Annotated in this window: 11 protein-coding genes; 7 read left to right on the top strand and 4 right to left on the bottom strand. The window is 69.3% G+C overall.

The annotated features are described in order from the left end of the window. Nucleotides 1–224: 224 nt before the first annotated feature. The 3 genes from purB (at nucleotide 225) to AC1KAT_RS16580 (ending at nucleotide 5,784) form a co-directional block, all read left to right on the top strand. Nucleotides 225–1,592, top strand: coding sequence for an adenylosuccinate lyase (gene purB / locus AC1KAT_RS16590; RefSeq protein ID WP_480327968.1), 1,368 nt, complete (start codon nucleotides 225–227; stop codon nucleotides 1,590–1,592). Nucleotide 1,593: 1 nt separating this feature from the next. Next, the gene (gene pyrF / locus AC1KAT_RS16585) at nucleotides 1,594–2,433 is read left to right on the top strand and encodes an orotidine-5'-phosphate decarboxylase (protein WP_480327966.1); all 840 of its coding nucleotides are present in this window, start codon (nucleotides 1,594–1,596) and stop codon (nucleotides 2,431–2,433) included. Between the two features lie 102 nt (nucleotides 2,434–2,535). Continuing rightward, nucleotides 2,536–5,784, top strand: a complete 3,249-nt coding sequence (locus AC1KAT_RS16580) for a PAS domain-containing hybrid sensor histidine kinase/response regulator (protein WP_480327964.1) — start codon at nucleotides 2,536–2,538, stop codon at nucleotides 5,782–5,784. 535 nt (nucleotides 5,785–6,319) lie between these two features. On the opposite strand, the gene AC1KAT_RS16575 is transcribed toward AC1KAT_RS16580, so the two are convergent. Both AC1KAT_RS16575 and AC1KAT_RS16570 read right to left on the bottom strand, forming a co-directional pair. Beyond that, nucleotides 6,320–8,602 carry a xanthine dehydrogenase family protein molybdopterin-binding subunit gene (locus AC1KAT_RS16575; protein ID WP_480327962.1) on the bottom strand — a complete coding sequence of 761 codons (2,283 nt, stop codon included), beginning with the start codon at nucleotides 8,600–8,602 and terminating at the stop codon, nucleotides 6,320–6,322. Nucleotides 8,603–8,687: 85 nt separating this feature from the next. Continuing rightward, nucleotides 8,688–9,191, bottom strand: a complete 504-nt coding sequence (locus tag AC1KAT_RS16570; RefSeq protein WP_480327960.1) for a (2Fe-2S)-binding protein — start codon at nucleotides 9,189–9,191, stop codon at nucleotides 8,688–8,690. Between the two features lie 174 nt (nucleotides 9,192–9,365). On the opposite strand from AC1KAT_RS16570, the gene AC1KAT_RS16565 reads away from it, so the two are divergent. Beyond that, on the top strand, nucleotides 9,366–10,406 hold the full coding sequence (locus AC1KAT_RS16565) for a porin (RefSeq protein ID WP_480327958.1): 1,041 nt from the start codon (nucleotides 9,366–9,368) through the stop codon (nucleotides 10,404–10,406). A gap of 82 nt (nucleotides 10,407–10,488) precedes the next feature. On the opposite strand, the gene AC1KAT_RS16560 is transcribed toward AC1KAT_RS16565, so the two are convergent. Next, nucleotides 10,489–11,604: an acyltransferase family protein gene (locus tag AC1KAT_RS16560; RefSeq protein ID WP_480327956.1), complete on the bottom strand. Its 1,116-nt coding sequence runs from the start codon at nucleotides 11,602–11,604 to the stop codon at nucleotides 10,489–10,491. 217 nt (nucleotides 11,605–11,821) lie between these two features. Between AC1KAT_RS16560 and ypfH the strand changes: the two genes are divergently transcribed. Continuing rightward, entirely contained in the window at nucleotides 11,822–12,553 is a 732-nt protein-coding gene (gene ypfH, locus AC1KAT_RS16555; protein WP_480327954.1) for an esterase, read from the top strand. A 14-nt stretch (nucleotides 12,554–12,567) separates the two neighbouring features. Here the strand turns inward: ypfH and AC1KAT_RS16550 are convergent, their stop codons facing one another. After that, nucleotides 12,568–13,224: a TetR/AcrR family transcriptional regulator gene (locus tag AC1KAT_RS16550; RefSeq protein ID WP_480327952.1), complete on the bottom strand. Its 657-nt coding sequence runs from the start codon at nucleotides 13,222–13,224 to the stop codon at nucleotides 12,568–12,570. A 166-nt stretch (nucleotides 13,225–13,390) separates the two neighbouring features. Between AC1KAT_RS16550 and AC1KAT_RS16545 the strand changes: the two genes are divergently transcribed. Further along, nucleotides 13,391–14,320, top strand: coding sequence for an alpha/beta hydrolase (locus AC1KAT_RS16545; protein WP_480327950.1), 930 nt, complete (start codon nucleotides 13,391–13,393; stop codon nucleotides 14,318–14,320). Nucleotides 14,321–14,436: 116 nt separating this feature from the next. After that, on the top strand, nucleotides 14,437–14,712 hold the full coding sequence (locus tag AC1KAT_RS16540; RefSeq protein WP_480327948.1) for a hypothetical protein: 276 nt from the start codon (nucleotides 14,437–14,439) through the stop codon (nucleotides 14,710–14,712). Nucleotides 14,713–14,785 lie beyond the last annotated feature (73 nt).

The raw sequence follows: 14,785 nt of genomic DNA, 5'->3' as shown, positions 1-14,785 counted from the left end.
ATTAACCGCTGCTTGTCGGCCGTCCCCATCCGGGCATTCCCGACGCTGGTGGGCGCAACAGGCGTGAACTTATCAGATGCCCGTCAAGTTCTTCTCGCCATGACCCTGTGCGTGCCGGGTGAACGCGCGTGGGGCCGAGGGTCAGGAAAAGTCGGTCGCTGCGCCACCTAAAATCGCGCCCACTCCGTGTCACCCTCTGCCTGCATCGCGTGCGGGCCTTTGTCATGAACTCGTCCCACCTCACCGCCCTGTCGCCGCTCGACGGCCGTTATGCCGCCAAGGTGGCACCGCTGCGCCCGCTGCTCAGTGAATTCGGCCTGATGCACCGCCGCGTGCAGGTCGAGGTGGAATGGTTCATCGCGCTGTCGGACGCCGGCTTCGCCGAGTTCAAGCCGCTGACCGGCGCCGCGCGCGGCCTGCTGCGCGGGCTGGTGACGCGCTTCTCTGAAGCCGACGCCCAGGCCATCAAGGACATCGAGCGCACCACCAACCACGACGTGAAGGCGGTCGAGTACTGGCTGAAGGGCCGCTTCGAGAACAGCCCCGAGCTGAAGGCAGCGAGCGAGTTCGTGCACTTCGCCTGCACCAGCGAAGACATCAACAACACCAGCCACGGGCTGATGCTTAAGGCCGCGCGCAACGACGTGTTGTTGCCGGCCGTCGACAAGATCATCAACAAGCTCAGCACGCTCGCGCACGAATTCGCCGCCGTGCCGATGCTCAGCCGCACGCACGGCCAGACCGCCAGCCCGACGACGGTCGGCAAGGAAATCGCCAACGTCGTCGCACGCCTGAAGACCGCGCGCCAGCGCATCGCCGACGTGAAGCTGCTGGCCAAGATGAACGGCGCGGTCGGCAACTACAACGCCCACCTCTCGGCCTACCCCGAACTCGACTGGGAGGCCTTCGCTCGCCGCGTCATCGAAGGCCAGCTCGGCCTGAGCTTCAACCCGTACACGATCCAGATCGAGCCGCACGACTACATGGCCGAGCTGTTCGATGCGATCACGCGCACCAACACCATCCTGATCGACTGGTCGCGCGACGTGTGGGGCTACATCAGCCTGGGTTATTTCAAGCAGAAGACGCGCGAGGGCGAGGTCGGTTCTTCGACCATGCCGCACAAGGTCAACCCGATCGACTTCGAAAACGCCGAGGGCAACTTCGGCCTGGCCAACGCGGTGCTCACGCACCTGAGCCAGAAGCTGCCGATCAGCCGCTGGCAGCGCGACCTGACCGACAGCACGGTGCTGCGCAACATGGGCGTGGCGGTGGGCTATGCGGTGCTCGGCTACGACTCGCTGCTGCGCGGCCTCGACAAGCTGGAACTGAACACCCGCGCGCTCGAAGCCGACCTCGAAGGCGCCTGGGAAGTGCTGGCCGAACCCATCCAGACCGTGATGCGCCGCCATGGCCTGCCCGAACCCTACGAGCAGCTGAAGAAGTTCACCCGCGGCCAGCCGATGACGCGCGAGCTGATGCGCGGCTTCATCGACGGCCTGCCGCTGCCGCAGTCCGACAAGGACCGCCTGCTGGCGATGACGCCGGGCAGCTACACGGGGCAGGCCGCCAAGCTGGCGAAGGACATCTGAGGTGGACTTTCGCGCGCAACTGATCCGCGCCAGTGAGCGCCACGACTCGCTGCTGTGCGTGGGCCTCGACCCCGAGCCGGCGAAGTTTCCGGCCTGCATGAAGGGCGACGCCTCGCGCATCTTCGAGTTCTGCGCGCGCATCGTCGATGCAACGAAGGACCTGGTGTTGGCGTTCAAGCCGCAGATCGCCTACTTCGCCGCGCACCGCGCCGAAGACCAGCTCGAGGAACTGATGGCCTACATGCGCCGCGTCGCGCCCGAGGTGCCCGTCATCCTCGACGCCAAGCGCGGCGACATCGGCTCGACCGCCGAGCAGTACGCGCGCGAGGCCTTCGAGCGCTACCAGGCCGACGCGGTGACGCTGTCGCCCTTCATGGGCTTCGACACCATCGAGCCCTACCTGCGTTATCCGGGCAAGGGCGTGATCCTGTTGTGCAGAACGTCCAACCCCGGCGGCAGCGACTGGCAGGCCCAGCGACTGGCCGACGTGCCGGGCCAGCCGATGCTGTATGAGCACCTGGCCCACCTGGCCGAGACCGCGTGGAACCGCAACGGGCAGCTCGGCCTGGTGGTGGGCGCGACCTTCCCGGCCGAGATCGCCCGGGTGCGCGAGCTGGCGCCGACGCTGCCGCTGCTGATCCCCGGTGTCGGGGCGCAGGGCGGGGACGCCGAGGCCACGGTGCGCGCCGGTTGGCGGCCGAACGCGCCGATTGCCGTCAATTCGTCGCGCGCTGTGCTGTATGCCTCGGCCGGCGACGACTTCGCCTCGGCCGCAAGGCAGGTCGCCGAGGCCACCCGGCAAGCGTTAAATCGGGCACGAAGCGAGCGCCTGCCTTCGTAGTAACGAGGCTGTGCCGACAGGCCAATGCCGCCGACACTTTGGGGGTGCGGGCACGCGTGTGCCCGTGCGCTGCCCTTCGTCCTCGCCGGCCCGGCCCGTCGCATGACAGACCCGCTCGAGTTTTCCGCCCACCCGTCCGTCGCTGTCACCCGCCAGGCGCTCAACCGGCGCATTGCCCAGCTCTTCTTCACGGTCGGGATGGGCATTGCGCTGACGGGCGCCGTGGTCTACAGCCTCTTGCCCCTGCCTTTGCCCGGGGGCATGCGCGCGACCCTGGCGATCAGCTGCTTGCTGCTGGCGGCGCTGCTGGCCGTCGGCGTGCGCTTGATGAGGCGCCACGCGGTCGAGCGCATCGTGCTGGCCGCCTGCGTGCTTGCGCTGTTGGTCACCGCGTTCACCGGCGTGGGCACAGGGGAAGGGGTGCACTCGCTGACACTGGGTTTTCTGGGCCTCGTGGTGTGCCTGGCGACGCTGCTGACCAGCGTGCGCGCCGGGGTGGCCCTCGCGCTGCTGGCCTCGGTGGCCGTGGTGGCGATCGCCCTCGTGCAGGACTGGAGCGGCCCGCTGTCCGCCGCCGCGCCCTGGCTGCGCGGCCCCACGCTGCTCAACGTGCTGACGCTGCTCGTGATGCTGGTGACGGCGGTGGCGGCAGGCGTGTTCATGTCCAAGCTCGTCAACCGCGCCCTGCTCGAAGCCGAAGAACGCGAGCAGCGCTTCACCACCTTGCTGCGCATCGCGGCCGACTGGTACTGGGAGCTGGACGCCGGCCTGCGCTTCAGCAACGTCTCGAACGAGCTCAACCCCGAGGCGCAGGGCCTGGGCGCGCAGTGGCGCGGCCTGCGGCCCTGGGAGTTGTCCGACATGGGCCTCACCCCCGAACAGGTCCAAGCGCACCGCATGTTGCTCGAAGCGCACCAGCCCTTCAGCAACCTCGCGATCCAGCGCCGTTCGAAGGCAGGCAAGGTGCACTTCTTCAGCGTCAGCGGCCGGCCGCGCTTTGACGCGCAGGGGCGCTTCGCCGGCTACTGGGGCGTGGGCCGCGACGTGACCGCCGAAATGCAGGCCCGCCAGGCGGTGAGTGCCAGCGAAAACCGCTACAGAGAGCTGTTCGCGCGCTCGCCGTCGCCGCTGATCCTGCACCGCGGCGGCATCGTGCTCGACGCCAACGACGCGGCCGCGCTGCTGTTCGGCTTCGTGTCGGCCGAGGCCATGATCGGCCACGACATCGTCTCGCTCACCCGACCCGGCGCCGACCGAGAACGCGACCAGGCGCGCATCGCGCGGCTCGAAAGCCTGCCGGTGGGCAGCGCGCTCGAAGTCGACGACTTCGAGATGCAGGCGCTCGACGGCGCGCACCTCACGGTGCAGGCCACCGGGGTGCGCGTCAACACGGCCGACGGGCTGGCCTCGCTGTCGATCTACTACGACATCACCGCGCGCATGGCGGCCGAAGAGGGCATGCGGCGCTCGCAGGCCATGCTGTCGCACCTGTTCGCCACCAGCCCCGACTTCATCACGATGAGCGAGATGCAGACCGGCCGCTACGTGCTGGTCAACAAGACCTTCTCGCGCATCTTCGGCTACGACCCCGACGAGGTCATCGGCAAGAGCGCGCTCGAACTCGGCATCTGGTACCGGCCCGAAGACCGCATCAAGATGGTCGAGCAGCTCACTGCCCACGGCGGTGTGTACGACCTGCCGGCGTGGTTCGTCACCAAGTCGGGCGCACCGGTGTCGCTGATGATGTCGGCCGGCCGCTTCCAGATGGACGGGCGCGACTACCTCGTCGTCAACGGCCGCGACGTGACCGACGTGCAGCGCGCGCGGCTCGAATACGAAACCATCCTCGAGAGCGTGTCGATCGGCATCTCGCTGATCCGCGAGCAGAAGTTCATGCGCGCCAACCCACGCTTCGAGCAGATCTTCGGCTGGGAGCCCGGTGCGCTGGTCGGGCAGTCGGGCGGCGTGCTGTGGACCGACGCAGCCGACTTCTCGCGCGTGCTCGAAGAGTCGGCCCAGCCGCTGTCCGAAGGCAAGTCGGTCGAGGTCGAACGCGAGATGCGACGACGTGACGGCAGCACCTTCTGGTGCCGCCTGATCGCGCAGGTGGTCGATCCGACGCACCCGCGCCTGTCGGGCACGATCTGGATCGCCGAAGACGTCACCGAGCGCCGCCGCGTCGAGCAGGCGTTGGCCGCCGCACGCGACGCCGCCGAGGCCGCGAGCCGCGCCAAGAGTGCCTTCCTCGCCAACACCAGCCACGAGATCCGCACCCCGCTCAACGGGCTGATGGGCCTGGCCCGCCTGGCCGTGCAACCCGACCTCGACCCGGCGCGCCGCACGCAGTACCTGGAGCAGATCCAGGACAGCGCGCGCAGCCTCGCGGACATCATTTCCGACATCCTCGACCTCTCCAAGATCGAGGCCGGCAAGTTCAGCATCGAGTCGGTGCCCTTCGACCTGCGCAAGCTGCTGGTCGCCGTGCACCATGCCTACCAGTCGCTCGCGCAGGGCCATTCGCTGGGGCTCAACCTGCACATCGCCGACGACGTGCCCACCGTCGTGCGCGGCGACCCGGTGCGGGTGCGGCAGATCCTGTCGAACTACATCACCAACGGCCTCAAGTTCACCGAGCGCGGCGAGGTGCGCATCGAAGCCTCGCTGGCGCGGCCCGGCGTGGTGCGGCTCGACGTGGTGGACACCGGCCCCGGCATCGCGGCCGAGGTGCAGCAGCGCCTGTTCCGCCCGTTCACGCAGGCCGACGAATCGACCACGCGGCGCTATGGCGGCACCGGGCTCGGGCTGTCGATCTGCAAGGAGCTGTCCGAGCTGATGGGTGGCAGCTGCGGTGTCATCAGCCACCCGGGGCAGGGCAGCCGCTTCTGGGTGGAGCTGCCCCTGCCGGTGACCGACGCGCTGAACGTGGATGCGCAGTCCGACGCCGACGACGTGGCGCGGCTGGTCGGCGTGGACGTGCTGCTGGTCGAAGACAACCCGGTCAACATGATGATCGGCGTGGCGATGCTCGAACAATGGGGCGCCAACGTCGTGCAGGCCACCGACGGGCTGGAGGCGGTCGAGGCCGTCGAGCGCGCGGCCGATGCAGGACACCCGTTCGACGCGGTGCTGATGGACGTGCAGATGCCGCGCCTGAGCGGCCACGAAGCGGCGACGCGCCTGCGCCTGCGCTTCGATGCGAAGACGTTGCCCATCCTGGCGCTCACGGCGGCGGCGCTGGTGTCGGAGCGCGAGCAGGCGCTGGCGGCGGGCATGAACGACTTTCTGACCAAGCCGATCGACCCGCAGAAGCTGCGACATGCGTTGGCGCGGGTGCTGCCCGCGCGCGAGTAGGGCCGCTTGGCTCTGCCTGGTTTCCATTCGCCCTGAGCCTGTCGAAGGGCCTGGTCCGTAGGCCACGGACGTCCGTTCGAACACCACCTCTCCCGTGCGCATACCCCATCCCGTTCGGACGGGGGTATCGAAGTCCTCGTGCTTTGGTTGGCATGTGGGTTCGTTCTTCCCCACACGGGAGTCGGCGCCGGGAAGTGCGCCCGGCAGCGCACTTCCTTTCTTTGTCTCGCCAAAGAAAGGAAGCAAAGAAAGGCGACCCGGCTCCGGCGGTCCCGCTGCGCGGGACTGCTCTGCGATGCTCGGTCTTGAGGGCGAGTCGCGCAAAACTCGCTCCGTTCCCTGCGGTCACTGCGACTCGAACATTGCGCGAAGTCAGATGACGAAGCGCGCTTCGCGCGCCGCCCTCAAGCCCTGCGCTTCTCGACGCCTCCTACGGGGCCCACGAGAAATAGCTCAGTCAGGCGCTTCGCGCTCTGTGGATGCGGATGGGGCTTGGCCCCTGGCCCCCATGCTGGTTTGACGAAGGCTCGGGCGTTCAGCGCATCGGCAGGTTTCTGATGCGCTGCCCGGTGAGCGCGAACACTGCGTTCGCGACCGCTGGTGCGACCGGCGGCAAGCCGGGTTCGCCGACGCCGCTGGGTGGGCGGACGCTCTCGACCAGGTGCGTCTCGATCACGGGGCACTCGGCGAGTTTCAGCACCGGGTGGTCGGGGAAGTTGCGCTGCTGCACGACGCCTTCGCGCACGTCGATGCGGCCGTAGAGCGCCGCGCTGAGGCCGAAGACGACCGAGCTTTCCATCTGCTGCGCGACGATCTGCGGGTTGACCACGGTGCCCACGTCGGCGGCGCAGACGACGCGGTGCACGCGCCAGCCGCTGCCTTGCTTTTCGACCTCGGCGACGAGCGCGACGATGCTGCCGTAGCTTTCGTGCAAGGCCACGCCGCGGGCGCGCTGCGGGGGCAGCGGGCGGCCCCAGCCGGCCTTGTCGGCCACGAGCTTCAGCACCGCCGCGTGGCGCGGCAGGGTGTCGAGCATGGCCAGCCGGAAGGCCACCGGGTCGCGTTCGGCGGCGTGCGCGAGTTCGTCGATGAAGCTTTCGGCGAAGAAGGTGTTGTGCGAGTGGCCGACCGCGCGCCACCAGCCGATGGGCACGTCGTGCCGCGTGGCCACGTGCGCGATGCGCTGGTTCGGGATCGCATACGGCAGGTCGAACAGGCCTTCGCTCGCGGTCTTGTCGGGCAGGTCGATGTCGAAGGGCGCGTCGAACAGCGGCAGCGTGCGTTCGAGCCAGCGCTGCACCAGGCCGTCGCCGGCGCTCGTGATGTGCAGCGCGGTGACGCGGCCCTGCGCGTCGAGCCCGGCCTGCATCACCGCGGCCTGCGCCGGGCGGTAGAAGTCGTGCGTGAGGTCTTCGTCGCGCGGCCACACCAGCTGCACCGGGCGGCCGCCGGTTTCGAGCGCGATGCGCACGGCCTGGCCGACGTAGTCCACGTCGAGGCGCCGGCCGAAGCCGCCGCCGAGAAAGGGCACGTGCAGCGTCACCTGGTCGCGCGGCACCTCGGCCACCTCGGCGGCCAGCGCGCGTGCGGCCGAGGGCGCCTGGGTCGGCGCCCACACGGTGACGTGGCCGTCTTTCACCTGCGCGGTGCAGTTGATCGGCTCCATCGTCGCGTGCGCGAGGTAGGGCGCGCGGTAGGTGGCGTCGATGCGCACCGGCGCGCTGACAAGGGCAGCGCGCGCGTCGCCTTCGCGGTGAAAGGGCAGGCCGCCGTCCGCCGCCGATGCCGCGTGTGCGGTGGCGCTCAGCGCGTCGAGGATGGCGTTCGAGTCGGCCAGGCCAGCGGGTGGCGCGCGCCACTCGATCTGCAGCGCCTGCGCGCCACGCATCGCGTGCCAGGTGCTGCGGCCGACGACCGCGATGGCGGGCGTCGAGCCGGCGTAGCTGCCCAGCCGCACGACGCGTTCGACGCCGGGCAGGGCCATCGCCGCGCGGGCGTCGACGCGGCCGATGCCTCCGCCGAGCATGGGGCAGTGGCGCACCACGGCGAACACCTGCCCGGGCTCGCGCACGTCGATGCCGAAGCGCGCGCGGCCCTGCGTCTTGGCGACCAGGTCGGTGCGGCCGGCGGGCGTGCCGATCAGCGTCCAGTCCTCGCGCTTCTTGGGCGTGACCTCGCCGGCAGGCGTGGCCGCCGCGCGGCGCACCAGCTCGCCGAAATGCGCCTGCGGGCCGCTCGGGTGCGAGACCATGCCCTCGTGCACCAGCAGCTCGTCGCGCGGCAGCTTCCAGGTCAGCGAGGCCGCGCCGAGCAGCTGCGCGCGCGCGGTGGCAGCGGCCAGGCGCAGCGGCTCCCAGGCGTCCATCACGCTCGACGAACCGCCGGTGAGCGTGATGCCCAGCTCGCGCATGAGCTTCGCGCCGAACCACTGCTGCGCGCGGTACAGCGTGCCTTCGGCGCCGGGCTCGCGGTCGCTCGGGTGGCTGGGCACTTTTTCGACCAACGAGGCCACCGAGCCGAAGATGGCATCGGCCGGCGCGTCGATCAGGCGCACCTGCGCGAGCCGCACGTCCAGCTCCTCGGCCGCCAGCATGGCCAGCGCGGTGTGCACGCCCTGGCCCATCTCGCTGCGCGGCATGGCGAGCTGCACCTGGCCGTCGGGGGCGATGCGAATCCACCCGTTCAACGCGACCGGGCCGTCACCGAAGGGCGGGCGGTCGCCTTCGCCGAGCGCACTGCGCGGTGGCAGCACGCCCCAGCCGACGATCAACGCGCCGGCGCCGCCCAGGCCGCTGAGCAACCAGGTGCGCCGCTTCATGTGGGCCCCTCGGCCGACGCCTGTGTGCGGGCCCGCTTGGGCACGGCCCCGCGCTCGGCCCGCCGCGGGGCTGAAGGGGCGCGCCTCATGCGACGCCGCGTCCCGCGGCCTTGCGCGCCGGGGCCTGCTGCCGCAGCGTGCGTGCGGCGGTCTGGATGGCGGCGCGGATGCGCGGGTAGGTGCCGCAGCGGCACAGGTTGGTGATGGCGGCGTCGATGTCGGCGTCGCTCGGGTTCGGGTTCTTGGCCAGCAGGGCCGCCGCGGCCATCAGCATGCCGCTCTGGCAGTAGCCGCATTGCGGCACTTGGTGCGCGAGCCAGGCCGCCTGCAAGGGGTGCGGGTGTTCGTCGCTGCCCAGGGCTTCGATGGTGCGCAGCGCCTTGCCTTGCACCGCCGACAGCGGCAGCGTGCAGGCGCGCACGGCCTCGCCCTCGACATGCACCGTGCAGGCCCCGCAGGCCGAGACACCGCACCCAAACTTGGTGCCGGTCAGGCCCAGCACATCGCGCAGCACCCACAGCACAGGCATCTCGGGCGCCACCGCCTCGTCGGGCAGCGGAACGGTCTGGCCGTTGAGAAGAAGGTTCATCGGGACATCAGTTGACGGCGCGTGCGCCCAGGTGCGGCCCATTCTGCGCTGCGCGGGGCGCCGCCTCGCAACGAGATGCAGCGCGAACGGGCATCCGTCACGTGGGCATATGCCTTGCATACAAGACGGACGCGCTTGTTTCCGAATCCGCAACCTCTCACTGGAGTTCTTCTCATGACGCGTTCTCTCAAAGCCGTGGCCGCTGCGGCCGCCACGTTGTGCCTCTGCGCGCCCGCGCTGGCGCAGTCGTCGGTCTCAATCTACGGTCTGCTCGACCTTTCGCTCGGCCAGTTTCAAAACGCCGGGGCCACGAAAGACAAGCGCCTGGACAGCGGCAACATGACCACCAGCTTCATCGGCTTCAAAGGCAGCGAAGACCTGGGCGGTGGCCTGAAGGCCGATTTCTCGATTGAGCACTTCCTGCGGGTGGACACGGGCGATTTGGGGCGCTTCCCTGGCGACAAGTTCTGGGCACGCTCGGCCTGGGTCGGCCTGTCAGGTGACTTCGGCTCGACCAAGCTCGGCCGCACGACGAACCAGTTCTTCGTCTCGACGCTGATCTTCAATGCCTTCAGCGACGCGTTCGGCTACTCGCCGGCGATCCGGCAGATCCTGGTCCCGCACACGCTGCACGGCACGACAGCCTCGCTGCCCAACTTCTATGGCGACACGGGCTGGAGCAACTCCATCACCTATTCGAGCCCGAAGTTCGGCGGACTGAGCTTCAACCTGCAGGCCACCAGCAAAGAGTCCGACGGCGGCGTCGGCGGCAACGTCGGTGGCAACGTGCTGTACTTCGGTGGCCCCTTCTCGGCCACGCTCGCGGCGCAGAAGGTCAAGGGCCAGGGCACCGCGCCCACGCTGCAAAGCCAAGAGAGCGTGCTGCTCGGCGCGGCCTACGACCTGCAGGTGATCAAGCTGTTTGCCGAGTACGTCACGCACGACACCGACCTGGTGGCCGGGCCCGACAGCGACACCAAGATCGTGCAGCTGGGTGCCTCGGCCCCGATCGGCCCCGGCACGCTGCTCGCGCAGTACGGCCAGTCGAAGGCCGAGATCGTCGGCGCGGCCGACAAGACCAACAAGACGCTGACGCTGGGCTACACGTACTTCTTGTCGAAGCGCACCGACCTGTACGGCATCTACATGAACGACAAGCTCACCGGCGTGGACAGCGGCAACAGCTTCGCGCTGGGCATTCGCCACCGCTTCTGAGCTCGGTCCCCGCGGGCTCGCTGCGGCCTGCGTGAAAACGGCACCCTCGGGTGTCGGTTTTTTTTGCGGACCCGTGCTTGCGTCAGGCCGCGTGCGCGCGCGCACGCGGCCGCGGCAGCAACAGCGCCGACAGTACGCGGCTGCGCCGTGTGATCTCCCAGATCAGCAGACACAGCGCCACGCACAGCACCCACGACAACAGCCCGCTCAGCGTGAGACTGCCGGTGGCTTCGCTGAGGCCGCGGTACAGGCGCACTTGCGGCACGTAATGGAAGACCAGCACGAACAGGCTGCCCTGGCCCACGTAGCGAATCACCGCCGAGAGCCGTGCCGCGTGCTGCAAGGCATGGCACACGCACAGCAGCACATAGATGCCCAGCATGGCTTGTGCCGTCGAGACCACCAGGTGGCTGTACTCGCGGAAGTTGTAGTTCAGCCCATGCTCGAAAGCGAGCCACATCACCACGAAGACCGACAGCGCGGCGATAAACAGCCACACGTTCGGACGAAACGAACGCACCCAGTGCTTGCACAGGTGGCCGCCCAAAAAGAAGAAGCCGGTCATCAGCACGACGTCGGCGCTGAATGGCAGGCCGCAGTCGAACAGAGTCCAGCTGAAGTCGTCGATGAAGCGGCACGCGCCGTTCTGCACGGGCCCGTCGAACTGGCGCATCAGCCACGCGCCCAGCACCAGCGTCACGGCCAGCGTGAGGGCGCGGCGCCACGGCGTGCTGAACAGGGCGCGTGCCGAACCCAGCATGAAGGCGCCGTAGAGGCTCACCAGCCACAGATGCGGCAGGAACCACAGCGGCTGCCACGACAGCGTGAAGCCCGTGCCATAGAGCACCGCGAGCCAGGGCGACTGCGCGGTGGTCGAGCCCGAGAACCACTGGAAGAGGCTCAGCGTCAGCACCACCACGATGAAGGGCTTGAGCAGCGAATCGGCGCGCTGGCGGGCGATCGTCCACACGCCGCGCTCGGCCGGAAAGGTGATGCCCGCGATGAAGAAGAAGAACGGCAGCCGAAACGACGACAGCAGCTGGTTCAGGTCGAACCACAGCCACGGGTTGTGGCCCAGCACCACCAGCAAGATGCCGATGCCCTTGGCGATGTCGAGCATGGCCTCGCGGGGCCGCGCTTGCTCAAGAGGTGCGGGAAGGGCGATGGCGTCAGCAGAAAGGGTGGTGGAGGGGGTCATAGGCTGCCCGCAGACGAAGCGGGGCGCGCGATTGTGGGGGACATCGGTCCGCGGTTCTGTGAAGGGATGTGCACGCGAACCCGGGCGCAGCGCGCATCGTTTCCTGACTCGGCGGGCGTTTCAATAGCAAGGTCTTACTATTGAACGCAGCGTCTCGCAGCATGCATCTTCTGCACCGGGCGCTGGCACGTGTTTCTTGTTGTCACCACTTTCCCGCATGACCCCCGCCCTCGAATACGTCCCCACCGGCACGGCGCCGGCCCTGCTCTTCGTGCTGTGCCATGGGGTGGGCTGCACCGCGCGGCACATGCTGCCCCTGGCGCAGCGGCTCGCGGCCGAGTACCCGGCCGCTGCCATCGTGTCGATGAACGCGCCTCGCGCTTACGACGGCGCGCCGGGTGGCAGCGGCCACCAGTGGTTCTCGACCGTGGGCCTGACCGAAGCGAACCGTGCCGAGCGCATCGCCGCGGCCCTGCCCGAGTTCATTGCGGCAGTGCGCGCGCAGACCGCACGTTTCGGGCTCGACTGGCAACGCACCGCGCTGGCGGGCTTTTCGCAGGGGGCGATCATGTCGCTCGAAGCGGTGCAGGCCGAGCCAGCGCTGGCGGGGCGGGTGCTGGCGTTTTCAGGCCGGCATGCGACCGCGCCGATGCACGCGCCCGAAGACACCACCGTGCACCTGCTGCACGGCATGGAAGACCGCGTCGTGCCACCCGGCCCGGCCATCGATTCGGCCGAGCGCCTGCTGGCGCTCGGTGGGGATGTCACCGCCGACGTGCTGCCAGGCATCGCCCATGAACTGCACCCGCGCCTGATCGACCAGGCCATCGAGCAGCTGCGCAGCTTCTTGCCCAAACGCGTGTGGCGCGAGGTGATGAGCGAAGCGCCGCTCGTGCCGCGCACGGCGTCGAGCGACGAACTCGGCCACGGGCCGAGTGGGGACGGCTGAGTGGCCGAACGCCCTCAGCGGCGGTTGGCCATCGCCTCGGCGGCCAGGGCGTGCAGCACGCCCATGCCGAGCAGCGTGCAGGTGCCAATGACAAGTTCGCGCGACTCCTTGTAGCCGCCCGTGTACCAGGCCGCGGCGACCTGCACCGCGCCGCCCACGAGGGCGCGCCCGATCATCGCGCGGCGCTCGTCCGACATGTTCGGCAGCAGCACCTTCGAGTTCAGCGGCGCCGAGGTCATGTCGCCGAACTCGGCCAGGCGGGCCTCGTACACCGCATCGACCCGCGGGCTCACGCCCAGCATCTCGTACAGCACGATGCGCGCGAAGCGTGGGTCGCTCACCGCATCGAACCACACCGCATACGCATTGAAGGCGCGACGCTTGATGTCTTCGATCTCCAGCGTCGGCGCGGCCAGCGCTTCGCGCGCCATGCGGTCGCGCATGCCGTCGGTGAGCGCGGCGTGCACCGCGATCAGCAGGTCTTCGAGGCTGTCGAACGATTCATAGAAGTAGCGGTCGGTGAGGCCGGCTTCGGCACACACGCCCCGCACGGTGGTGGCCCGGAAGCCCTGCCGGCCGAAGAGCGCGATGCCCGCTTCGATGAAGCGCGCACGTCGCGTGGCCACGCGGTCTTCGAGGCTGCGGCCGCCGTAAGGGCGGCCCGTGGGCACCTCGCCAGAGCCTGTTTCACGCAGTGCGCGGCGTGTCTTTCGCTGCGCGGAGGGCGTCTCGCCGAGTTCAGCGGGACTGGTCTTCGTATCGGGTTCCACCATCCCGCAATTTGACACCAGACCGACACCCCCCTAGCATTGTGAAGATGTTTGTCATCAAAATCACATGAGCAAGCCGATGCCCGTGAGCTGGCAGGCCAGGCTCAGCAACTTCGTGGTGCGGCATCGGGTGCGTCGCCGACTGGGCGATCTGGGCGACGCTATGCAGGTGCGCGCGGTGTTCGACAAGACCTTGCCTCCACCGTCCGGGGTGCGCTACGTGCCGGGCGAATTGGGTGGCGTGCCGGGTGAATGGGTCGAGTCGGGCGAGGGGCGCGCCGCACACTACACCTTGTTGTACCTGCACGGCGGCGCCTTTGTCGGAGGCTCGGCGCGCACGCACCGTCCTGTGACGGCGGCCTTCGCGCTGCGTGGTGCGCGGGTCTTCGTGCCCGACTATCGCTTGGCGCCCGAGCACCCGTTTCCGGCAGGGCTCGATGACGTCTGCAACGCGTGGCGCGCCTTGTGCGCGGCCGAGCAAGCGGCCGGCAGGCACCGCGTGCCGGCCGTGGCGGGCGACAGCGCCGGCGGCAACCTGGCGCTGGGTCTGATGCTGCGCCTGCGTGACGAGCACCGCGCGCTGCCTGCGGCGGCCGCCTTGTTTTCACCCGTGACCGACCTGTGCAACGACAGCCCCTCGCGCACCAGCTGCGCGGGCCGCGATGCGATGTTCAAAGGCGGACACGAAGACCGGCTCACGCCCGTCTACCTGCGCGGCACGAGCCCGACCCACCCGTTGGCTTCGCCCGTGCGCGCTGACCTGCAGGGCTTGCCGCCACTGCTGCTGCACGTGGGCGAAGACGAAATCCTGCGCGACGACTCGGTGCGCCTGGCCGAGCGGGCCCGCGCCGCCGGCGTGCGGGCGGACCTGCAGGTGTGGCCCGGCATGCACCACGCGTGGCAACTCGTGTGGCGCATGCCCGAGGCCCAGCGTTCGATCGACGCGGCGTTCTCCTTCCTGCGCGACGCGGCGTTGCCCGCGCCTGCGCAGCGCTGACGGCACGGCTGCACCCGCCCGGCGCGCGCGGGCCTTCAGGCACAGTGCAAGGCGGCGCGCCTTGCGCCTGACCTTCCGCCGCCATGACTTCGCGTCGCCTGCCCGCCCGAACCTGCATGCCCGTGCTCATGGCGCTGTCGCTGGCCGGCTGCATCGTCGTGCCGCGCACGCAAGAGGTGTACGACGCCGACTGCCGCATCTACGTCAAGCAGATGACGCTGGAAGCCACGCAGATCGGCAGCTTCGGCGGTTGTGCCAACGAAGGCTGCGTCGCCCTCCTGGTGGCGAGCGGTGCCGTGGCCGCGGCGACAGCTGTCGTGTCGGGCAGCATCGCCGTGGTCGGCAACATCGTGTACTGGGCCGAAAAGCGCGGGCGCTGCCAAGCGCCGTGAACCCGTGAACGACTGCGCACGACAGCGCGTGTGCTGGTTACGCGATTGACAGGCATCAAGCGCGGCGCGCGGC

Source organism: Piscinibacter sp. PDB5-1 (assembly GCF_056676035.1).
The sequence above is the reverse complement of the archived record's forward strand: the minus strand, read 5'-3'. Positions and strand labels throughout refer to the sequence as shown.

What these genes read in the sequence shown, in the direction of transcription:
- AC1KAT_RS16580 (WP_480327964.1), top strand. Translation starts at nt 2,536, where the DNA reads ATGACAGACCCGCTCGAGTTTTCCGCCCACCCGTCCGTCGCTGTCACC.
- AC1KAT_RS16575 (WP_480327962.1), bottom strand. Translation starts at nt 8,602, where the DNA reads ATGAAGCGGCGCACCTGGTTGCTCAGCGGCCTGGGCGGCGCCGGCGCG.
- AC1KAT_RS16565 (WP_480327958.1), top strand. Translation starts at nt 9,366, where the DNA reads ATGACGCGTTCTCTCAAAGCCGTGGCCGCTGCGGCCGCCACGTTGTGC.
- purB (WP_480327968.1), top strand. Translation starts at nt 225, where the DNA reads ATGAACTCGTCCCACCTCACCGCCCTGTCGCCGCTCGACGGCCGTTAT.
- AC1KAT_RS16540 (WP_480327948.1), top strand. Translation starts at nt 14,437, where the DNA reads ATGCCCGTGCTCATGGCGCTGTCGCTGGCCGGCTGCATCGTCGTGCCG.
- AC1KAT_RS16560 (WP_480327956.1), bottom strand. Translation starts at nt 11,604, where the DNA reads ATGACCCCCTCCACCACCCTTTCTGCTGACGCCATCGCCCTTCCCGCA.
- AC1KAT_RS16545 (WP_480327950.1), top strand. Translation starts at nt 13,391, where the DNA reads ATGAGCAAGCCGATGCCCGTGAGCTGGCAGGCCAGGCTCAGCAACTTC.
- ypfH (WP_480327954.1), top strand. Translation starts at nt 11,822, where the DNA reads ATGACCCCCGCCCTCGAATACGTCCCCACCGGCACGGCGCCGGCCCTG.
- AC1KAT_RS16570 (WP_480327960.1), bottom strand. Translation starts at nt 9,191, where the DNA reads ATGAACCTTCTTCTCAACGGCCAGACCGTTCCGCTGCCCGACGAGGCG.